Source organism: Flavobacterium aquatile LMG 4008 = ATCC 11947, assembly GCF_000757385.1.
Lineage (GTDB): Bacteria > Bacteroidota > Bacteroidia > Flavobacteriales > Flavobacteriaceae > Flavobacterium > Flavobacterium aquatile.
Genome location: NZ_JRHH01000006.1, coordinates 247976 through 270243, shown reverse-complemented (window position 1 = coordinate 270243; position 22268 = coordinate 247976). Strand labels below are relative to the sequence as shown.

General features: G+C 30.2%; 26 protein-coding genes. 19 read left to right on the top strand and 7 right to left on the bottom strand.

Annotated elements, in window-relative coordinates; translation table 11 throughout:
• The first annotated feature begins 59 nt into the window (after positions 1-59).
• Positions 60-1451 (top strand): sensor histidine kinase, encoded by a 1392-nt coding sequence (locus tag LG45_RS15890; RefSeq protein WP_035129129.1) that lies wholly within the window; start codon positions 60-62, stop codon positions 1449-1451.
• A complete protein-coding gene (locus LG45_RS15885) occupies positions 1444-2130 on the top strand; it encodes a response regulator transcription factor (protein ID WP_035129126.1) in 687 nt (228 codons plus the stop codon). Before LG45_RS15890 ends, LG45_RS15885 begins: the two co-directional genes overlap by 8 nt.
• Position 2131: 1 nt before the next feature.
• Here the strand turns inward: LG45_RS15885 and LG45_RS15880 are convergent, their stop codons facing one another.
• A complete protein-coding gene (locus tag LG45_RS15880; RefSeq protein ID WP_131494674.1) occupies positions 2132-2500 on the bottom strand; it encodes a hypothetical protein in 369 nt (122 codons plus the stop codon).
• 256 nt (positions 2501-2756) lie between these two features.
• On the opposite strand from LG45_RS15880, the gene LG45_RS15875 reads away from it, so the two are divergent.
• The 14 genes from LG45_RS15875 (at position 2757) to LG45_RS15810 (ending at position 13770) form a co-directional block, all read left to right on the top strand.
• Complete coding sequence (locus LG45_RS15875) at positions 2757-3191, top strand: hypothetical protein (protein ID WP_035129108.1); 435 nt, start codon at positions 2757-2759, stop codon at positions 3189-3191.
• An 87-nt stretch (positions 3192-3278) separates the two neighbouring features.
• A complete protein-coding gene (locus LG45_RS15870; protein ID WP_035129105.1) occupies positions 3279-3725 on the top strand; it encodes a hypothetical protein in 447 nt (148 codons plus the stop codon).
• A gap of 468 nt (positions 3726-4193) precedes the next feature.
• On the top strand, positions 4194-4724 hold the full coding sequence (locus tag LG45_RS15865; RefSeq protein WP_035129102.1) for a YceI family protein: 531 nt from the start codon (positions 4194-4196) through the stop codon (positions 4722-4724).
• 37 nt (positions 4725-4761) lie between these two features.
• Complete coding sequence (locus LG45_RS15860) at positions 4762-5451, top strand: hydrolase (protein ID WP_035129099.1); 690 nt, start codon at positions 4762-4764, stop codon at positions 5449-5451.
• A 56-nt stretch (positions 5452-5507) separates the two neighbouring features.
• Positions 5508-7289: an amidohydrolase gene (locus LG45_RS15855; protein ID WP_035129097.1), complete on the top strand. Its 1782-nt coding sequence runs from the start codon at positions 5508-5510 to the stop codon at positions 7287-7289.
• Between the two features lie 3 nt (positions 7290-7292).
• Complete coding sequence (locus tag LG45_RS15850) at positions 7293-7718, top strand: DoxX family protein (RefSeq protein WP_035129094.1); 426 nt, start codon at positions 7293-7295, stop codon at positions 7716-7718.
• A gap of 5 nt (positions 7719-7723) precedes the next feature.
• Positions 7724-9088 (top strand): alginate export family protein, encoded by a 1365-nt coding sequence (locus LG45_RS15845; RefSeq protein WP_035129091.1) that lies wholly within the window; start codon positions 7724-7726, stop codon positions 9086-9088.
• A 95-nt stretch (positions 9089-9183) separates the two neighbouring features.
• Positions 9184-10122, top strand: a complete 939-nt coding sequence (locus LG45_RS15840; RefSeq protein ID WP_035129088.1) for a ring-cleaving dioxygenase — start codon at positions 9184-9186, stop codon at positions 10120-10122.
• A gap of 6 nt (positions 10123-10128) precedes the next feature.
• Entirely contained in the window at positions 10129-10761 is a 633-nt protein-coding gene (locus tag LG45_RS15835; RefSeq protein WP_052087634.1) for an alpha/beta hydrolase, read from the top strand.
• Between the two features lie 77 nt (positions 10762-10838).
• A complete protein-coding gene (locus LG45_RS15830) occupies positions 10839-11201 on the top strand; it encodes a cupin domain-containing protein (protein WP_035129086.1) in 363 nt (120 codons plus the stop codon).
• 22 nt (positions 11202-11223) lie between these two features.
• A complete protein-coding gene (locus LG45_RS15825; protein ID WP_035129083.1) occupies positions 11224-11754 on the top strand; it encodes a hypothetical protein in 531 nt (176 codons plus the stop codon).
• Between the two features lie 71 nt (positions 11755-11825).
• Positions 11826-12161, top strand: coding sequence for a hypothetical protein (locus tag LG45_RS15820; RefSeq protein ID WP_035129079.1), 336 nt, complete (start codon positions 11826-11828; stop codon positions 12159-12161).
• 43 nt (positions 12162-12204) lie between these two features.
• The gene (locus LG45_RS15815) at positions 12205-12783 is read left to right on the top strand and encodes a Crp/Fnr family transcriptional regulator (RefSeq protein WP_035129076.1); all 579 of its coding nucleotides are present in this window, start codon (positions 12205-12207) and stop codon (positions 12781-12783) included.
• 267 nt (positions 12784-13050) lie between these two features.
• Positions 13051-13770, top strand: coding sequence for a pirin family protein (locus LG45_RS15810; protein WP_240471895.1), 720 nt, complete (start codon positions 13051-13053; stop codon positions 13768-13770).
• Between the two features lie 64 nt (positions 13771-13834).
• On the opposite strand, the gene LG45_RS15805 is transcribed toward LG45_RS15810, so the two are convergent.
• The gene (locus LG45_RS15805) at positions 13835-14416 is read right to left on the bottom strand and encodes a Crp/Fnr family transcriptional regulator (RefSeq protein ID WP_035129070.1); all 582 of its coding nucleotides are present in this window, start codon (positions 14414-14416) and stop codon (positions 13835-13837) included.
• A 27-nt stretch (positions 14417-14443) separates the two neighbouring features.
• Positions 14444-14851, bottom strand: a complete 408-nt coding sequence (locus LG45_RS15800) for a hypothetical protein (protein ID WP_035129065.1) — start codon at positions 14849-14851, stop codon at positions 14444-14446.
• A 943-nt stretch (positions 14852-15794) separates the two neighbouring features.
• Between LG45_RS15800 and LG45_RS15790 the strand changes: the two genes are divergently transcribed.
• Genes LG45_RS15790 through LG45_RS15780 form a run of 3 tightly spaced genes read left to right on the top strand, consistent with a single transcriptional unit; the run spans position 15795 to position 17184 of the window.
• Entirely contained in the window at positions 15795-16553 is a 759-nt protein-coding gene (locus LG45_RS15790) for a hypothetical protein (RefSeq protein ID WP_035129062.1), read from the top strand.
• Positions 16553-16948, top strand: coding sequence for a DUF5675 family protein (locus LG45_RS15785; RefSeq protein ID WP_035129059.1), 396 nt, complete (start codon positions 16553-16555; stop codon positions 16946-16948). The genes LG45_RS15790 and LG45_RS15785 overlap by 1 nt, the downstream gene beginning before the upstream one ends.
• 11 nt (positions 16949-16959) lie before the next feature.
• Positions 16960-17184, top strand: a complete 225-nt coding sequence (locus tag LG45_RS15780; protein WP_035129057.1) for a hypothetical protein — start codon at positions 16960-16962, stop codon at positions 17182-17184.
• Positions 17185-17423: 239 nt separating this feature from the next.
• Here LG45_RS15780 and LG45_RS15775 read toward each other — a convergent pair whose 3' ends face one another.
• The 4 genes from LG45_RS15775 to LG45_RS15755 all read right to left on the bottom strand — a co-directional run bounded on the left by LG45_RS15775 (position 17424) and on the right by LG45_RS15755 (position 22266).
• The gene (locus LG45_RS15775) at positions 17424-17603 is read right to left on the bottom strand and encodes a hypothetical protein (protein ID WP_035129054.1); all 180 of its coding nucleotides are present in this window, start codon (positions 17601-17603) and stop codon (positions 17424-17426) included.
• Positions 17604-17625: 22 nt separating this feature from the next.
• Positions 17626-18048, bottom strand: coding sequence for a DUF6943 family protein (locus tag LG45_RS15770; protein ID WP_035129051.1), 423 nt, complete (start codon positions 18046-18048; stop codon positions 17626-17628).
• A gap of 1436 nt (positions 18049-19484) precedes the next feature.
• Entirely contained in the window at positions 19485-20333 is an 849-nt protein-coding gene (locus tag LG45_RS15760) for a hypothetical protein (protein WP_035129043.1), read from the bottom strand.
• A complete protein-coding gene (locus LG45_RS15755; protein WP_035129040.1) occupies positions 20320-22266 on the bottom strand; it encodes an AbiJ-related protein in 1947 nt (648 codons plus the stop codon). The genes LG45_RS15760 and LG45_RS15755 overlap by 14 nt, the downstream gene beginning before the upstream one ends.
• Between the last annotated feature and the right edge of the window lie 2 nt (positions 22267-22268).

Genomic DNA, 22268 nt, shown 5'->3' with positions numbered 1-22268 from the left:
TTAGTGTTATTTAGTGTTAACTCAAAAAGGTAGTAACCTAATTTACTTATATTTGTTTTATGAAGAAAATGAATCTCTGGAAAAGACGAAAAGCAATTAAGTGGTATGCAGTTATTGCAATCACACTTATTACGATTTTTCAATCCTATTGGCTTTATAGCGTTTACCAAAGTAACAAACAGATAATACTTAAAGAAAGTGAAAATATACTCAGAAAAACGGTTCTTGAATTTGACAATAAAACGATTCAAGATCAAATAACTAACTCCATTGGAAAATCATCAGAAATGGACGATGTTACTCGACAATTATTAAATGTATTGAAAAATAAAAATGGATTATCTGTAAAGATTTCTGTAGAAGGCCAAGAGTTTAATGATAGTGTTTCTAAACAATTAATGGAACGATTAACTGAAAAGGAAGCTACTATTGATAAAGAGAAAAGTAAAAAGATTTATAATCTTATAAAAGAAGAATTAACTATTACATTAGGAAAAATAAACTTTTCGGTTTACCATTACAATAAAGATGTTGTCGATTTTTTTCCATTAGAATTTAAAAATGCAGATGCTATTACAGAACAAGTTAGATCTGAAATGGATGGAAAACAATATTATGAAATTCATTTTGCAAATGTAACATCAATAGTTATTAGAGATATGATTTCATCAATAATATTGTCTTTAATTTATCTTATTATGAGCATAAGTGCAGTAATTTTATTAATTTTAAACGTTGATAAAAGTAGAAAATTAATGATGCAAAAAGACAATTTTACTAACAACATGACTCATGAATTTAAAACGCCTATGGCTACAATTTATGCGGCTATTGAAGCTATGAATACTTATAATGTTCTTGACGATAAAGAAATGGCTAAAGAGTATCTTGGAATGATGAAAAAAGACCTCGATAGATTGATAAATATGACCGATTCAATTCTTTTCAATGCAAAAATGAGTGATGGTGAAGTAATGCTAAATTTTGAAAATACCAATCTTAAAATTTTTATCGAAGAAATAAAAAATAATTTAAAGCAAGTACTCGAAAATAAACATGCTAAAGTAGAAATTACAGCAACCCATAACGACCTATTTATCAATGCAGATACAGAACATTTTGGAAATGTATTTAGAAATCTTATTGACAATTCGATTAAATATTCCAAAGAAAATGCAGCTATAACAATCACAATTTCCAAAGAAGGAAAATTTGCTAAAATTCTTTTTTCCGATCAAGGAATGGGTATTCCTTACAAATATAAATCAGAGATTTTCAAACCTTATTTCAGAGTTCAAGAAAATGATGTTTATTCAGTAAAAGGTTATGGTCTTGGATTGAGCTATATAAAACAAATTATTATATTGCACTTAGGTAAAATTGAATTAGTAACAAAAGACAACAATAAAGGAACAACATTTCAAATTTTAATACCACTCGCCAATGATTAATACAAAAATACTTTATTTAGAAGATGAGCAATCACTAGGAAAAATAACGCGTGATGTGCTTGTAAAAAATGGCTTTACTGTTGAATGGGTTGAAGATGGACGAAAAGCACTCGAAAATTTTAAAAACAACAGCTACAGTATTTGTGTTGTAGATATTATGGTTCCAGGAATTGATGGATATACTTTTGTAAAAGAATTAAGGAAAATAGACGCCAATATTCCTGTGATTTTCTTAACAGCACGTTCGCTTACAGACGATGTAATTAAAGGATTTGAAATTGGCGGCAACGATTATCTTAAAAAACCATTTAGCATTGAAGAACTTATTGTTCGTATAAATTCACTTTTAAATAGAATTCCAAAACCAGCTTCGCAAACGCAAGAGGAATTTACTTTAGGTAAATTCAAATTCAATTATGCCACTATGGAATTAGTTAGTGACAGTAAAACTATTTTACTAACTAATTTGGAAAACGAATTAGTTTACCGACTTATTCTTAACAAAAATTCTGTGGTCGAAAGACAAAAAGTGCTTATCGAACTTTGGGGTGATGATACTTTTTTTAATGCAAGAAGTATGGATGTATTTATTACCAAATTAAGAAAATATTTTGCTGAAGATGATACCATTTCGATAGTTAACATTCGAGGAAAAGGCTATAAAATGATTGTGAAATAAATTATTTAACATCCATTTTTAAATTTTCAAGCAAGTTGAGTTCCTTAATTTTTCCTTGTCTATCAATCAATAAATCAGAGTTTATTTTTTGTTCTTTCAGAATAAAAACCAGAAAAATTCTATAATTTTCTTTTTCGAATTTCAAACTTTTAACCTCATACTTATTAAAAGACGGCATTTGCTGAATAATTTGTGGCAAAGCCAATGCTTCAATCCCTTTTGGCAAACCTTTAATAGTATACCCAATTGCTAGAGTTTTATTCAACTTAGCTACTTTTTTAGTTTTAAAAGCATCAAGTAGCAGGTTAATTTGTGGTTCAAAATGAAGCTTCTCTTCTTTTGAAAAACTATTTTTATTTTGAGAATTCAAATTGTTTACTACCAAAAGTAACACTACAATTATTTTGTATATCCGTTTCATGATTACTGTTTTATTTTAATGATTATAAGACAAAATTAGCACATCAATTAACACAGTAAAGTTATCCGATGCTATGAAGTGCTATTTAATGTTAAACTAAATTTTTAACCCATTTAACACTAAATAACACTCCATAATACTTCATAACAGTACATATTCAAGATTCAAAATACATTTGTATCATATTAATTTAAAACATTTTATCATGAAAACAATTTTCAATAAAACAGGTATCCTTTTCAGTTTACTTATAGCTGGAATTTTAGTCTCAAATGTATCATTTGCACAACAAAAAGACTTAACAAAAGAATTAGACATTCTTTTTACTGGCTTTAAAAATCAAGATTACGAAACACTTAAACCGTTATTAGACGATGAGGTTAAAATATCTGAAAACATTCCATTAGGAATGAATGATATGGTAATACCACAAGTATTGGCGCAAATACCAGTACCAGATAGTTATAAAGTAATAAAAATCGAAAAAATTGGTGACAATCAAAAAATCACTACAGAATATTTCTACAAAGAAAGAGATAAAAGAGTACAATATTTTACCTTCAACTCTAAAGGAATTGTAATTGATTTGGATATCTTGAGTGATGCTACAAAAGTAGAAAGCAGTATTGGTGAAAAATAAAACAAAATTTCTACTCGCAAAAAGCTATCCCAATACAAAATGGTTTAGCTTTTTGTTGCTTTAATATAATTTATTACATTTATAATCATGAAAAACGCTAAACTATTTATCGGTCAATTACATACAATTATTTTTAAAAGATTAGTCATTTTCTCTATTCTTCTACTCACAATATCTTCTTGCAACAATAAAGAAATTGATTTTGAAAAAAGAATCGGTATCGTTAAAAAGGCAATAAATCAAAAAAAAATAGATTCATTAAAACCTTATCTTGCAAACGGATATACTATTAAAGGCTTACCAGATGGTATGGAATCTATGATTTTACCTATCTTAATTCAAAAATTACCATCCTTAAAAAAGTTTATTATAACAAGTAATAGCAAAGAAAAAAGGGGTAATAGAATTAAAGTTACATTTTATGATGTAAATGATTCTATTATAAAATCAAATTTTTTAATAGCTAAAGATGGTAAATTTCTTGAACTTAATATATTAGAAGATGCGAAAATCAATACCGAAATTGAAAAATAAAATTTAAAATCAGATCAGATTCTATTTTAATAAATAGTACTGAAAGACCTTCTTAATTCAAATTGAGAAGGTCTTTTTTATTTTTAATAACATCTTAATGATACATCTCTTTTAGCCAAATAAAATGACTTTTTTACAAAATTAACGAAATATAATGAATTTATTTAATTTAAATTAATCTAACGTGTTGTTAATCAGTAAATTGTGCACAAGGCTTAATTTTTGCAAATCAAATGTCAATACGATTTTCTTGTACTAGTTCAATGCACAGTTTCCATTATGATTATAATTTTGTCTTGTTAATGAGTGATAAAATATTGCTTCAAAAACGAAAATTAAAGTACTTTTTTTTCTTGTTCTAGTTCAATGCACACAAATTAATTAGATCGCAACTTTGCAGTGTAAATTAATAAGAAAACAAATAAACTTTTACAATTAAAAATTTAATAACATTAAAATAAAAAAATTATGTCAACAAAAAAATGGTTAATCGATCCTACACATTCAGAAATAGGATTTAAAGTAAAACACATGATGTTTACAAATGTTACTGGAAAGTTTCAAAACTATTCAGCAAGTATTGAAACAGAAGGTGATGATTTTGAAAATGCAAAAATAGAATTCAGTGGTGCCATTGATTCTATTACAACAGGAAACACAGATCGTGATGCGCACCTTTTAAGTGCCGATTTCTTTGATGCAGAACAATTTCCAGAAATTAAATTTGAAGCTACTTCTTTCAAAAAAATTGATGAAGCAGATTTTGAACTAAAAGGAAACTTAACGCTTCACGGAGTTACAAAACAAGTACAATTAGATACTGAGTTTAGCGGACTTATGAAAGATCCATGGGGAAATACAAAAGCTGGATTTATCATCTCAGGCAAAATCAACCGTAAAGATTGGAATCTAAACTGGAATGCTGCTTTAGAAACTGGTGGCGTATTAGTGAGTGAAGAAGTTCGTCTAAACATTGAATTACAATTTATAAAACAATAAATAATAACTTAATTAATAATTTCAAATTACAAATATCATGAAAAAAATAATTTTAACAACAGTTTTAGCATTAGGATCAATCGTAGCATTCGCTCAAAAACCAAGTCCAAGCCTATTGAACCCAACCAATCATACATTAGTTTTGGTTGATTATGAAAGCCAAATGGCATTTCCAGTAACAAGTATTAGCATTGAACAACTTAGAAACAATACTGCTTTAATAGCTGGTGCTTCTAAAATCTTCAAAGTTCCAACCGTGGTAACAACAGTAGCAGAAGAATCATTTAGCGGACCAGTTTTTCCAGAAGTTCAAGAATTCTACCCAAAAGCAACTTCTAACTATATTGACCGTACAACAATGAACACTTGGGAAGATGTAAATGCTTACAAAGCTATAGTTGGTAAAGGTAAAAAAACAATTGTATTCGGTGGTTTATGGACTAGCGTTTGTATAGTTGGACCAGTATTATCTGCAATCAATGACGGTTATACAGTATATGTTGTAACCGATGCAAGTGGTGACGTTTCTAAAGAAGCTCACGAAATGGCAGTAACAAGAATGGTTCAAGCTGGAGCAAAACCAATTACTTCTTTACAATATTTATTAGAATTACAACGTGATTGGGCAAGAGGTGAAACTTATAAAGCAGTAACTGATTTAGTTGTAAAATATGGTGGCTCATACGGAATTGGAATTCAATACTCTCGTGCAGTAATAAAACACTAATAAATAATAAAAGCGGATATTTCTAAAATATCCGCTTTTTTAATCCAAAATTTATCATGAAAAATACTATATACATTTCTATACTTTTCATTTTATCAATTACAATAAATTCATTTGCACAAAAAAAAGCAAATCTAATTATTACAAATGCTAAAGTAATTACACTTGACAATAACAAACCATTTGCTCAAGCAATTGCTATTAAAGGTGATAAAATTATTGCAGTAGGAACTACTTCGCAAGTATTAAAGTACAAAAACAGAACTTCAGTAGTAATCGATGCTAAAGGAAAAACTGTAATTCCAGGTTTATATGATTCACATCTTCATGTTATTCGTGGCGGACGCTTTTACAATACAGAATTACGTTGGGATGGTGTAAAAACATTGAATCGAGCTTTGCGAATGTTGAGAGAGCAAGCTCAAAGAACTCCAGAAGGCCAATGGGTTCGCGTTGTCGGCGGATGGACAGAACATCAATTTGAAGAAAAGAGAAAACCAACACTTGATGAAATCAATGAAGCAACAGGAAATACTCCAACTTTTGTTTTAAATCTTTATGGTGAAGCCTATTTGAATAAAGCAGCTATTAAAAAACTAGCAATTACAGAAGATACACCAAATCCAAATGGTGGATTAATTCAAAAAGATCGATTTGGGCAACCTACAGGATTATTAGTAGCTGAACCAAATGCCTTTATTTTATATTCTACTTTAGCCAAACTTCCAGAATTATCTGCTTCCGAAAAAGTAAATTCGACTAAATTATTTATGTCCGAATTAAATTCTCTTGGTGTAACTAGCGTAATGGATGCCGGCGGAGGTTTTCAAAATTTCCCAGATGATTATGCAATAACCGATTCTCTTTCTAAAACCAATCAGCTAACAGTTCGATTACCTTACTATCTTTTTGCACAAAAACCAGGTAAAGAATTAGAAGATTATCAAAAATGGATTGGAATGGTCGAAATTGAAGAACACGACGACCATGACGATAAACCAACAGAGTATTACGTTCAAGGTGGAGGCGAAAATCTTGTAGCTTCGGGTGGCGATTTTGAAAATTTCACTAAACCACGTCCAGAATTACCTGCTGTAATGGAAACACAACTAAAAGCTGTAATTGGAACTTTAGTCAAAAATCGTTGGCCTTTTAGATTGCATGCAACCTACAACGAAAGTATTACTCGTTTTTTAAATGTAATTGAAGAAGTAAATAAAGAAACTCCATTAAACGGATTAATATGGTTTTTTGATCACGCCGAAACTGTTTCCGATGAAAATCTAATTCGCATCAAAGCATTAGGTGGTGGAATAGCAATTCAGCATAGAATGGTATACCAAGCAGAAACTTTTATTTCTCGTTACGGAAAAAAAGCGGCTTTAAATACTCCTCCAATTAAAAAAATGATTGATTTAGGTTTGCCTATTGGTGGCGGAACCGATGGAACACGTGTGGCAAGCTACAATCCATGGGTTGGTTTATACTGGTTAGTTACTGGAAAATCTATTGGTGGAATTGAATTTGCTGCCAAAGAAAATCAGTTGGATCGAATTAAAGCCTTAAAAATTTACACACAAGGAAGTGCTTCATTAATTCATCAGGATAAAGACAGAGCAACTATTAAAGAAGGTTATTTGGCTGATATTGCTGTTTTATCCGATGATTATTTAACAGTTGATTCTGAAAAAATTAAAGAAATTACCTCTCGTTTAACAATTCTTGATGGTAAAGTGGTTTACGGAACTGAAGAATTTTCTAAATATGCTCCAACAATCCCAAAAGCAGAGCCAGCTTGGAGTCCGGTGAATTTCTATGGAGGTTATCAAAAAAAATAAATCATGAAAAAAATACTATTTCACTTGATGCAAAGTAATCTAGGTAGTAATTTAAATAATTTTACTTTACTCTTATTTAGAGTTGCAATATCCGCAGAATTAATTGTAGCACATGGACTAAAAAAACTAGGAATTGGTGTAACTTCAGCCGAAATTGTTCCAAATCCTTTTGGTTTACCAGAAGTACTAAATCAAGTCTTTGCAACAAGTGCAAATATTATTATGCCGCTATTTATTGTTGTTGGTTTGTTTACTAGATTAGCAACTCTTCCCATTTTAGCAGTAACATTAACTGGTTATTTCATTCTTCATTTTAATGATACTATTGCTATAAAAGATGTTCCGTTTATGTATAGCGTAAGCTTCATTTTGATAGCATTACTTGGTCCTGGAAAATATTCTTTGGATAATTATTTTACAAAAAAATAAATTTTATGAAACGCTTTTTTACACTTATTATACTTTTAAATTATTGTATTGTAAATGCACAACAAAAAATTGCGTTCAAATCATTGCGTTATGATGATGATATAAATTATTTTAAAAATGATTCTGTAGAAACAGATTATAAACGATTAAAATTCATACCAGTAAATAAAGACAAAACAACATATATTTCTACTGGAGGAGAAGTTAGATTACAATATTTTAATATTCAAAATGAAGATTGGGGTGATGCATCTAATGACAACGACGGATTTATACTTACTAGATATTTGTTGTATGCCGATTTTCATGCGAATTCATCCTTTAGATTCTTTTTTCAACTGCAGAGTAGTAATGCAAACGGAAGAATTAACCCAAACTCAATTGAAAATAATCCGTTAGATATTCATCAAGCTTTTTTTGATGTAAATTTTCTTTCTCAAAAGCAACTAATTCTTCGTGCTGGACGTCAAGAACTTTCTTATGGAAGTCAACGTTTGATTGCTGTAAGAGAACTCCCAAATAGTCGATTAGCATTTGATGGAATAAAAATTATTTGGAATTCAAAAAATATAAAATCAGATCTATTTTATATGCATCCTGTTGTTAATCGGGAAAAAATAGTTGATGATGCATTCAATAACGAAACAAAATTATGGGGAAGTTATACTGTATTAAATAATGTTCCTTTATTTAATAACATTGATATCTACTATCTAGGATTTTGGAGAAAAAATGCAGATTTTGATGAAGGAACCAGAAAAGAACTACGGCATACTATTGGAACAAGAGTCTGGAAAAATAAAGGTAATTTCAATTATGATTTTGAAGCCGTTTATCAATTTGGAAAAGTTGAAAATCTTAACATTAAAGCTTGGACAATCTCATCAAATACTACGTATCAATTTGAAAATATAATACTCAAACCTACAATCGGATTAAAGTCTGAAATTATATCTGGAAATAAAAAGTATGATGATAATTCTATAGAAACATTTAATCCGCTTTTTCCAAAAGGTGCTTATTTTGGACTTGCCGCATTAATTGGTCCTTCTAATTTGTTTGACATTCATCCATCAATAGATTTTGAAATCAATTCTAAAATTAATTTTTCGATAGATTATGATGCCTTTTGGAGATACAGTAAAAATGACGGAATTTATGCTCCAAATCAACGTCTAATCTACTCAGGAACTAATTCAAAAGAGAAATTCATAGGTTCACAAATCGCAGGACTAATAGTATATCAATATTCCAATCATTTGTCTTTTAAAGCAGAAACAACGTGGTTTCATACAGGAAAGTTTATTAAAGATTCTGGTTCAGGAAAAGATATAGTATTAAGTGGATTAACAATGCAATATAAATTTTAAACAAATAAATCGCATTACTTAATCTAGTTCAATGCACAGGTTACTCGACGGTTGTAAATTTGTACTATAAATTAATTAAAACAAAAACACACATCATGGAAAATACAATTTTAGGCATTCACCATATTACTGCAATTGCAGGAGATGCCAAACGAAACTTTAATTTTTATTCTAACATTTTAGGATTACGATTCATTAAAAAAACTGTCAATTTTGACGATCCAGGAACATACCATTTTTATTTTGGTGACGAAATAGGAAGTGCCGGAACAATTCTAACTTTTTTCCCATGGGGTGAAGGAATTCAGCAAGCAAGAAGAGGTTCTGGTATGGCATCAGAAATTGGTTATTCTGTTCCAAATGGAAGCTTGGATTTTTGGATAGAACGCTTTGAAAAATACAATGTTATTTACAACAAACCATCCGAAAAATTTGGAGAAAAATATGTGACTTTTTTAGATCCAGATGGTTTAAAATTAGAATTGATAGAATCAACTACTGATGATAATAGAAAACCATGGGAAACAGATGAAATCAAAGCCTCTGTTGCTCTAAAAGGCTTTCACAACATCACATTAACATTAAATAAAATAGAAGCTACGGCAAGTATTCTTACTGATATTTTCGGATACAAATTGATTGAAAAATCTGTAAATCGTTATCGTTATGCTACAACTGCTGTTGAAAATGCTTCAATTGTTGATTTAGTAGAATTACCAGAAGAAAAACGTGGACATGTTGCTAATGGTTCGGTTCATCACGTTGCTTTTAGAGTTAACAATGACGAAAGCTTAATGCATTTTCATAAAATTATCAGTGAAAAAGGATTAGGCATTACCCAACAAATCGATCGTCAATACTTTCATTCTCTTTATTTTAGAGAACCAGGCGGAGTATTATTTGAAATTGCAACAGATAACCCAGGTTTTACTGTTGATGAAACATTAGAAAATCTTGGTAAAGGCTTAAAATTGCCTCCACAATACGAAACAAGTCGTGCCGAAATTGAAGCACATTTAGTAAAAATAAATTAATTTATCATGGACTTTCAACCAATGCATTACGTCTATAAATCTTCTGGAAATCCAGAGGCAATGACACTTTTATTACTTCATGGAACTGGAGGAAATGAACACGATTTAATTCCGTTAGCAACCTATTTTGGAAGCGATATAAACATTCTAAGTTTAAGAGGAAATACCAACGAAAATGGTATGCCACGATTCTTTAAACGATTAGCAATGGGTGTTTTTGACGAAGAAGATTTAGAGTTTAGAACTCATGAAATGGTGACTTTTATAAAAGAATTAGCTGAAAAAGAAAAATTTGATGCAACCAAAATTATAGCTTTGGGATATTCAAACGGAGCTAATATTGCTGGTGCAACTTTGTTTTTACATCCAAATTTTCTAGCTGGCGCAATACTTTTTAGACCTATGTTGCCTTTTCATCATCAAGAGATACAATTTAACTTCAACAAAACTCCAATATTTTTATCCTCAGGGAATCAAGATACAATGGTAAGTTCTGGCGAAATAGAAAATTATGTAGAAGCTTTAAACTTCGCAGGATTTGATGTTACAAATTTCACAATAAATACAGGTCATAACCTTAGCCAGTTAGATTTAGATTTAGCTGTAGAATGGTTTCAAATTAAAAATTTAGTTAATTGATTGTTTTGATTAGTTAGGTGCTTATGGATTTATGAGAAATCCATGAGCATCTTTTTTTAAATCTAAATATAAATAAAATGAAAAATTATTATAATGTTACCCGAATTTATGCGGATGAAAATGGAGAAAGTCATTTTGAGAATATAAAAATTGACCTTCAAGATAAAGGCGAAATTGGTTTTCTATCAAATAGGGAAGAAGCAGTGGGTATAGTTTTTAGAAAAGTAAAAGCCGATTATGATTTTGACTTTCACAAAGCTCCCAATAGACAATACATCATTCTTCAAGATGGTAAAATTGAAATTCAAACATCATTAGGAGAAATTAGAAATTTTGAACAAGGAGACATTCTTCTGGTGGAAGATACTTTTGGAAAAGGACATCGAACACGCAATATAAAAAAAGCAATTCGATCATCAATTTTTGTAATTTTGAAGTAAAACATTTAAAAATCTATTCAATATGAATTATTCTTATCAAATAATAGATGAATTATTAAGTCATTATAAATCAGTAATTGGTATCGATTTCAACCGGTATAGAAATCACGTTTCTCGAATATATAGTTATTGTAAATTGATGGATAATGATACCAAGAATGATGAGAAGTATGCTATTGCAGCGGTATTTCATGATATCGGAATATGGACAGATCAAACTTTTGATTATTTGAATCCATCAATCGAGCAAGCAAAAAAATATTTAATTGCTACAAATAAACAAGATTGGATTGAAGAAATTACTTTGATGATTAATTGGCATCATAAAATGAGTAGTTACAGAAATAGTGACTATAAAACCATTGAAATATTTAGAAAAGCAGATTGGATTGATGTTTCTCAAGGAGTTTTAAAATTTGAAGTGAAATCAGCGGATATTAAATTTTTAAATCAACAATTACCAAGTTTGGGATTTCATGCATTTTTAATGAAAAGTACACTGAAAAATTTATTTAAAAATCCGTTAAATCCATTACCAATGTTTAAAAGATAGTTATGGAATTTCTTATTCTAGATTAAGTATAAAGTAGTAAAGTCCAATTAATTTTGCAAAAAAAAAAAGCAATGAAAAAAATAGAGTTTTTAATTTTTGGTAAGAATCCATCCATTTTAGAGATTTTAATCCGACTTGTAAATGCCAATGAAGAATGGCATGCTGAGGGTTTTACAGATAAAGAATTTGCAAAAGAATATTGTGCTAATCAAGTTTTGGATATTGTACTTTTAAGTTCTGGAATTGAGGAAGAATGTGAAGAAGAAATGAGATTTTTTTTTAACACTAATCAGCCAAACATCGAAATTATTCAACACTATGGTGGAGGAAGCGGATTATTAAAATGTGAAATTCTTGAAGCATTAGAACAAAAACGTAAAAGAAAAATAGCAGAAAGTCAAGTTTAAATCATTAAATTAGCTACTTATTTTTTATCTAAATTATAAAAATATGTATGACTTAATAAATAAAAATGTTTGTAAAAATGGCGATTTCACTCAACATGAAATTGATTATTTTAATTCAATTTTACAAAATAAAACTGTTGCTAAAAAAACACTATTACTACAAGATGGTGAAGTATGTAATTTTGAAGCATACATTTTAAAAGGATGCATCAGAAAATTCTATATCGATGAGCATGGCCATGAGGTAATACTTCAATTTGCAGTAGAAGATTGGTGGGTTAGCGATATAGCAAGTTTTCATGAAAAAAAACCAAGTAAATTATTTATTGAAACTCTTGAAGATTGTGAATTACTTTTGTTAACTCCAGAAACAAAAGAAAAACTATTGGTTGAAATTCCAAAATTTGAGCGGATTTTTAGATTACTAGTTCAAAGAAATCTATCATCAATGCAAAACAGACTTATAGGTACGATTGCCAAAACGGCTCAAGAAAAATATCTAGAATTTATTAAGTTATATCCAACCATTTCACAGCGTGTTGCTCAACATCACATAGCTTCTTATCTAGGAATGACTGCCGAATTTTTAAGTAAAACAAGAACAAAACTCGCTAAACAATAATTTTTTTTACTTTTAAAATACTTGTCACAATTATTTTTTCTTGTTCTAGTTCAATGTATAATAAAAAAGAGGTGACGAAATTTGCATCTTCAACTAAAAACACTAAAAACTATGGATAGAAAAGACTTCTTAAAAAAAGGACTATTTGGCACAGGAATGTTTGCTGCAACAGCCGTATTTGGAAATATCGTTAAAAATAGAATTGACGAAATTGTTCCTTTAGAAATATTAGGATTCAATCACTTACCAAATTCACAATCATTAATGATGGAAAACACCATTTTGCACAAAGCAAATACAAGAGGAATTGCAAATCATGGTTGGTTGGAAAGTTATCAAACATTTAGTTTTGCAAATTATTACAATCCCGAGAGAATGCATTTTGGTGTGCTTCGAGTATTAAATGATGATAAAGTTGCGGCAGCAATGGGTTTTGGTAGACATCCTCATGATAACATGGAAATTATAAGTATTCCGCTTGAAGGCGATTTAGAGCACAAAGATAGTATGGGAAATACCACAATTATTAAAAATGGTGATATTCAGATAATGAGTGCTGGTACAGGAATTTTTCATAGCGAGTTCAATAAAAATAAAGACAAGCAAGTTAAATTTTTACAGATTTGGGTATATCCAAATAAAAAAAATGTAACGCCGCGATACGATCAGATTACTTTAAAAAAAGAAGAGGGAATTAATAAATTTCAACAGATAGTTTCTCCAAATCCAGATGATGATGGTGTTTGGATTCATCAAGACGCTTGGTTTAATTTAGGTACATTTGATGATAAAAAATCAACAGCATACACTATAAAAAAACATGGAAACGGAATTTATGCTTTTATTATTAGTGGTTCAGCAACAATTAACGACCAACTTCTAGAAACCAAAGATGGTTTAGGAATTTGGGATACACAAAAAATTACAATTGCATCAAATGAAAATAATACAAAAATTTTATTAATGGATGTTCCAATGTCTTTGTGAAATTTTAAAATAGTTCAGGTTTTTTTTAGAAAATAAAGCGGTAATCAACCGCTTTATTATTATTCTAATGACGTACCATTCTTGTTCTTACTTTGGAAAGAAACTCAGCTGAAATTCCCAAATAAGATGCAATATGATGTTGAGCAACTCTTTGTGGTATTTTTGGATATAATTCAAGAAACTCAATGTATTTTTCTGTAGCAGTTTTAGAAATTGTATGTAATAAACGATTTTGTATTACATCCAAATTGCGTTGCATAAGAATTCTAAATGCACGCTCAAATTTAGGAGCTATTGTATATAGTTTTTCTTTGCTCACAGGATTAAACATTAATAATTCAGTGTCTTCGAGAGTTTCAATAAAAACTTGGCTTGGCTTGGTTTCAAACTCGTTAAATGATATATCACTTACCCAAGTGTCTTCAATTGCAAATTGTAAAACAACTTCAACACCATTAGAATCAATGTAATACTTTCTAATACAACCTTTAATTACAAAAGCTTCAAAATTACATTTTTCACCTTCACGAAGCATGATTGTTTTTTTAGAAACTTTTTTATATTCTAATAATGAATTGAACAAATTTAATTCTGCCTCATTAAAATGAACATATTTAGAAATACTTTTATTTATTTGTAAAAACATAAACTTATATTTTAAATTAATAAAACACTACAATGACGCTGCGATTGATGGTGCAACTTGTATTCTTATGAGCTTACCTTTAGGGTTAAAAGTAAAATAATGTAATCTTGTTTTGTTAGCATATTGATATTCAACTGTTAGTTTTTCATTAAAACCAATTGTTTCATTACCAATAACTCTATAGCCTTCTGGAGTTGGAAAAAGACAAATTTGTTGCTTGATGGTGTTTATAAAATTTTCTACCTCTTTAATTGTCTTATTCTTATATTGATGTTTTACAATTGGATTAAGAAGTTGAAAATCTTTAGTAATAAAAGTTTCAAAGATTACATTTAATTGATCTTTATATTTATCTTGTGAAAAAGAGGTTTGAACATTAAGAAAAATTATTACTACTAATATTTGAAATAAATGGTTAACATAAGTTGTTTTCATACTATCTAATTTTATAGAACAAATTTATGTTGAGAAAACAATTACAAGTGTTAGCTATTACTATAGAGTATTAATTAGTGTTAACTTATTGAGACTTGATTAACAATATAGATATTTAGGGGATTTAGAAAAAAAGAAAACCCCGAAAATCATAAGATTTTAGGGGTTTTGAAGTACTTTAAAAAGTATTTTGCGGAGAAAGAGGGATTTGTCCGGTACAAACGTCACCAATAAAATGAATACTTCGCAAAGCATATTATTTTAGTGACTCCTCGACTGACACCTCTTTATTAGGATTACAATTATCTTAAATTCAAAGTAGTCAAATATAAGCATAATAATCTGAATACTAAAGTATCAAGACTAAAAAATGAACTAGTTATTTAACACTATATTTATCTAAAATGGTTTAAAATGGAGTTGGGATTTTATCCGCATTTTAACCAAAAATCAAATGAGCTACTTGTTCATATTTTAATCCTGCGTATGAACAAAACTCTTCGATAGTTAGAAACTCATTTTCGAGCTTGTTGAGGTCAGTTTTTACTTTTTGCATTAATCTAGTACTTTGACGATAACTCTTGCCTGTTATGCGCTGTATGTCTTTCGGATAGATGCACACCCTCTGTTTTTCAAATTTCATACATTATCTATGCCTTTGACTAGGCTTTGATTAGCTTAAACCTACTGATTAGTATACTTTAAGATTATACAAAAGTAATATTTTTTGAAATATAATTTTCTCCTGCAATTTACAGTTGTTTTATGAGCTTCTTGATAGGCATTTATGCCGATTTAAGCCATTTGTGTTGCTTTGCGACACATGGAACTGCTCTCACTTTTTTATTCTATTAAAATGGCTAAAATTTGTTTTGAAATCACTCGGAAGATGTTGCAACAGAAAGATGATTTAGAGAAATTATTAATCTAAATTTTAGAAATTATGGCAAGACAGAAAGGCATAATTAAACTGAAAGGTACTATCGGAGATATTACTTTTTACAAAACGCAAGATGGGCACTTGGCAAGAGAAAAAGGCGGAATTGACGCTAGTAGAATTGCAAGTGATCCAGCGTTTCAAAGAACGCGTGAAAATGGTTCGGAGTTTGGACGAGCAGGTAAAGCAGGAAAGATTTTGAGAACGGCTTTGCGTCCGCTTTTAATCAATTCTGCGGATGGTAGAATGGTTAGTCGCTTAACTCAAGCGATGGTAAAAGTTATTCAAGCTGATTTAGTAAGCGAAAGAGGTTTGAGAAACGTTATTGATGGTGAAGCTGAATTGTTATTTGGTTTTGAATTCAATATTCGTGGAAAGCTTGGAACGAGTTTATTTGCTCCATTTGTAGGAGCTATTGATCGTGTTGCTGGAGAAATTACTGTGGATTTGGCTTCGTTCATTCCGTCAAATATGATTGCTGCACCAAGTGGAACTACTCACTTTAAAATTATTTCTGGTGGAGCGGAAATTGACTTTGAAGCGGAAACTTTTATTGTTGCTACATCAGAAACGGCAATTTTACCATGGGATGCAACTCCAACGGCTGTAATTAGTCAAGTTAATGCTGTTACACCTGCAAGTACAAAACCATTGTTTTTAGCTTTAGGCGTGGAGTTTTATCAGCAAATCAATGGTACTATGTACCCATTGAAAAATGGTGCATTTAACCCTTTATCAATCGCTAAAGTTGATAGTGGTGTGTAATGGTTATCTCAATAACTAGAACTTATTTCCCCGAAGGAACGAACGGAAAACTCGAATGCGATGGTAAATTAATTTGTAAAACGATTGAATTGCCTTGGAAGATGAACGAAACGAAGGTTTCCTGTATTCCGGAAGGGAAATATTTTATAAAAAAACGATACAGTAATAAATTTCAATGGCATTTAGAGATTTTGGATGTGAGAAACAGAAGTTTAATTCTGTTTCATCCCGCCAATAATGCTTTGAAAGAATTAAATGGTTGTATTGCTCCTGTAAAGAAACTTTCAGGACCAGGTTTAGGTCTGATGTCCCGAAAAGCTTTTGACAAATTAAAAAGTTTGGTTTACAAAGCTTTGGACAGAAAAGAAAGTATAGAATTGATTGTTAAATCTTAAATTCATAAATTATGAATGTAATAAAAAGAGTGAAAGCTCCAACTCCAAAATTTTTCAAAGTGCTTCGAAATGTTGGTTTGGCATTAGCTGCTGTTGGCGGAACTATTTTAGCTGCACCAATTGCTTTACCAGTTGTGGTTATCACAATTGGAGGTTATTTGGCTGTGGCTGGCGGTGTTGTTTCAGCAGTTAGTCAATTGACGACAACACAAGAAAAGAGTAATGCAAGTAAATAATAATACACTGATGGGTACCGCTGGCGGTACATTTTTGAGTGTTGTTCCAAATTTGAACTCTAGCGATGTTTTAAAAACTGTAATATTAGCATCTGTTGGTGCAATTGTCAGTTTTTCAATATCTTTGGCACTCAAATTTTTTATAAAGAAGCACAAAAAATAGTTTAATTCTAGTTGTGGTGACCTTTGGATTAGACAATAATGAAGCCCAAACCGCAAGGATTGGGCTTTTTTTAGTTTTAGATTTCTTCAAATAGATTTAGTGTTACTTCTAAAACCACAACTTCGGAATTATGATTGAATAATTCTTGCCATTTTGCGCTGTCAATGGCTTTGGCTCTGGTGTCGAAAATACCAAAACATACTCTTGATGCTTTGCTTTTCCAATTGTCGGTTTGGTACAAAATAAATAGTTTCATATTAGCTGATTTAGATTAGTTATTATTTCCTGCAATACCTGTATAAAATGCTTCTGCGTAAGTCATTTATGAGGTTTATGTTTTCGTGAAATTGTTTTTCTTTGAGTTCTAAAAGTTTGAGTGTCGCAATATTTTTTTGATGCTCTTCGTGTTCTTGCATCATTAAACTAGCTTTCGGATTAAATTCTTTTTTAAAGTCTGGAAGGCGTAAAAATGGAATAACTGAACCGCAAAGGAACTGATGCCAAAACTTTGTTTGCCATAAGCTGTAAGCGACAAAATAAATACTTTCGCAATCTTTTTCGTTTTGAAAAATAACCACAAAGCTGTTAGTAAATGGCGTGTTTTGTGGCTTTCCGCTGTTCATCCCTTTGTTAAGTATGAATAAATGAGGTTTGGCGTATAGCGTGTCTTTTCGGTGCGTTTTGATGATGTAATTTGGCATACTTTCGTTTTTTTTAAGATGATGTGCCTCGTTACAACAAGCCACACATAAAATTTTTAAAAGAAAAAAAAAGAAAAAAAAGAAAGTCGTCCATCAAGTGGAGGTTTCAAGAAAAACAAGTTTTTTAGAAAAAATACTACCCGATGCATCATCGGAAATGTAGGCGTGAAATCGCAAGAGAATGTTTTTGCGGAACGGTATGGGTGGAGATTTTTTCTAAAACCCGTAGGGCTTGAACTTTTTTTTCTTGAAACCGGAACTTACCTTTACTTTCTTTTATTTATTATTTTTTTATTTTCCTCTAATCCGAGAAGTTTCTGCTGAAGACAGATTTTAAAAATATTGATGAAATAGAAGATGTTCTTCGGAAAGGGTATGAAATTTTAATTGCTGAATAAATTTCAACCTCAAAAAATGAAAACGCTTTTATTCGGTCATTAAAATTTCATACTCTTTCTTACCGTTTGATTTTGTGGGTGTAATAAATTGCTTTATCGAGATTGTGAATTTTAGAAGTGAAGTTGTAAAGCAATTTATAACACTTACAAAAACAATGCAAAAACTTACCTAGTGCGTTGGCAGAAGCTCAAAGCAAGTGTGTCTTTTTTTATTTGCTAACCGTGATGTTTCTGATTGATTTTACTATCGGCTTGATGCCAACATTTCTTAAAAAGATAGATTTGATTTTTAAAGTAAACAATCTTCTGAAACCGCTAAGCATCGAGCTGATGGAAAAGCAATTTACATAGTTGTTTCTGGCAAATAAAAAAAGATACTCTTGTTGGCTCTTTTGGTTTTGTGGGTAATAAAATGGCTTTTACCATAAGCAAGTTAACTAAAATTGAAAGCCATTTTATTACTTACAAAAGCAATGCAAACACTTCCTATTTAACCACAAAGCTGATAAAAACAGTCAACGTAAACGTTCTTAAAAGCAATAATAACCGGAAAGCTTCAGATGAAATGGCGAACGTTGTTGCAGCCAGTGGCAAAGGACGGTGTTTTTTGTAGCTGGGTGATGCGATGGGAGCTGCAAAAAATGTTGTCCTGGAGCCACTGGCAAGCGGGTTGGCTGGAGCGGCTTTTTTACATAATGTTATTATAGTGCATCCGTGATTTTGATTAGTAGCAGGATAGTTCTTTATGCACTATAATGCCACATTATGTAAAGAAGCTTGGGGAAAAAAATTACTGGCGCAAGTTGCGAAGCGTACGTGTTTTTTCTAAAAACTGTGCCAGTAATTTTTTTTTGGAGCGTTGGGAAGGAGTGGCTTATGGAATGTAAAACTTCCTTTTACCACAGAACGAAAAATCAATTGTTGTTAGAAATAAAATTAGCGAAATGAAGCAAACAAAGAATTGGCTTTAGGAATACTTGGACTAAAGATAATTTTTGTGCAGATGAATGAGATAATGAGGATTGTTTGTCGTTTAGTTTAATAATTTATTGCAAACTCAAAAAAGGCATGAGAATTAATCAACTCTATTGCTAAGATTGATTTCCAATAATTACTTCCTAAGTTCAGTCTGTCTCTATTTGATTTGTTTATTAATACTTCTCTAATTTGTTGTTCTGTTAGCATTAAAATCATTTCCTTAATAGTATTAATTAATTCAGATACTACATCATCTCTATTTAATCTAAATCTATCAGTCAAATGCAATCTTCTATAATGAGAAGATACGAGATCAAATGTTTGTAGATTTATATTATTTCTATTGTCAACTACAAATATCGCATCTACTGTGTCAGTAATTGTTACATCTACAAATAAATATTGCTCAATTGGTAAAATGTCTAAATATAAATTTAGAAATAAGGTTGAGCCATTATGTCTCCATACCACATTTTTATATCCATTGCATTGCGTACAAGATGGAAATAGGTTTTTTGGATTTACTGCAAACTCTGGAAATTCATCTTTAGGTAAAAGATGGTCAAAAGAATTAATTTCATTAATAGTGCAGTTTTGACAAGTATTAATAATTCTTTTCCTTGCAGTAGTTGTGATTGCTGTTTTTAATTTTTGAAAAGGTTTATTTTTGTACTTATACATTTTTAGCAAATCATCTTTAGGTGGTGCAGCGTACCCGTGTGCTCCCATTGCTACAAGATTGTCAGCAGCAAATGCATCATCATATAATGTATATGCTGTTATTATGTTTGGACGTAATAATGTTACACGTGCATTATAAGTTGGATCATTTTCTGTTCTGTTTTTTGCAGCAAGTACATTATCAAAAAAGTCAATTGCAGACTCTATATGGGCATTAAGATTTTTCATCAACAATCGTTTTTAAATACATTCTAGCGTTCAAACTCAATGGTACATCATCACTTTCTAATTCACTAATAATTTCATCATAGGACAAACCATTGTTAACTAATCGCTCTAATATTAATTTATATTGTTTAGGAATTGACCTATTTCCAAAGACTTCTTCTGTTAAAACAGTTAGGTTTTCTCCAAATGTTTCGATACCAATTTTTCTTAAGGAAGGATAGTTAGATTCTCTCTCCATCACAAAAACGTTTTTGGATAAAAGTTCTCTAATTATTAACGGAGAGTGTGTGGCAATGATACAATATGATTGAAATTCATTTACTAATTCATAAATTGTGTTCATTAGTTGCGTTATGGCGTTTGGATGTAAATGTGTTTCGGGCTCATCATACAATATTATCGCATCATATCTTATATTGGCAACAATTTCAGTGATGATATATAAAAGAATACTTTGGCCAGAACTTAGCATTTTTCGTGTTTTTGTAAAACCATCAAGACTTACTTCGAATTCATGCTTCTTTAAAATAATAAATTCATCAATTATCTCTTTATCTAAAAAGTTGGATAAAATCTTTACCCATTGTGACATACGTTCCTGTTTCTTGATTTTTTTCCAAGTGTTATGAAACCTTAATAACAAAGCTCTATCGGTCATTCGCTCTCCATTTTCATCTTTTAGACCACAATATAGATAATTAAATGTAGCAGTCTTTTTAGGTATTTCAAACGTATCAAATGCACTATATGAAACGGCAATTACTTTACTAAACATTGGAGTTTTAGGAGTGAAATTTTCATCTGCCTTTTTATAAATATCAATTGGCAAAGATGTCATCAGTTGCGTTTTTCCTGTGCCATTTTTTCCAATAATTGCATAAATGCGATCTGGAAAGTTTCCATTATTATTGAAATTAAAATCAATATCTAGTGAAGTATCTGAAAATTTTGGACTGAAAGTATATTTAAAACTATATAGGTTTGATAAGTCATAGTCGTAAATTTTATACTTGGCTTCTCTTAATAATTGTTCTGGTCCATCATATCTTATTAAAGAATTTATAAATGCTGATTCTTGCTCAAATTTATCATGAATTTCGGGATAGAAAGCTGCATCTTTTAACGCCCATAAAATGCTTTCAAAGTTTTTTCCTAATTTACTTTTTAGATTGTCATAATAACTGAATTCTTGACCTAACGAACAAAAATTCTCGTTTAGAATAGTAAATTTTTCGTCTATTGCTTCTGTAATATTAGTTTCAAGATTAATAATTTTTAGCTCGCCAATGTATTCATAATTATTAGCATCCAAATAATAAAAAAGATTGAATTCAGTATTCATTCCGTAATCATTCCAACCACTATTTAATGCCAATATGAAGGAAGGAAATTCTGTTGGAGATGCGTGCGAACTGGCTCTATCGGCTCTGCCATTTGGATTTAAGACAACAAAGAAAGGAATGTTATTCTGTTTTATACCTATTGGTATTTCATCAATATCTTTTTTGTCTTTTATTTCATAAACTGGTAACTCTTCAGAAGTATAATCTGTAATAAATAATCCATAATTTTCTTTTTCTAAATATGGATTAATTAAAAGATAAAATTTCATTATACTATCTTCAGTTTTTCTTATATCGGGATTTAATACTGTTTGCAAAAAACGTTGAAATGTATCGTCATTTTCTAATATTTCAAGTCTAGTAATAAATAAATATTCGTAATCCCAGTCATCATTATTTACCATGTGCTGATAGATATCTCCATAAGCATCATTGTATCTTCCATCAGTTGATGGCATAATTCTTAAATCCCAAATTTTACTTAAAAATTCTAATATTCCATCGCCAGTTGATAAATCTCCAAAAGAATTGTCTTGAGTAATTATTACATTTAAAATGTCGTTTTTTAACTTTTTGGACAGTTTTATCATAT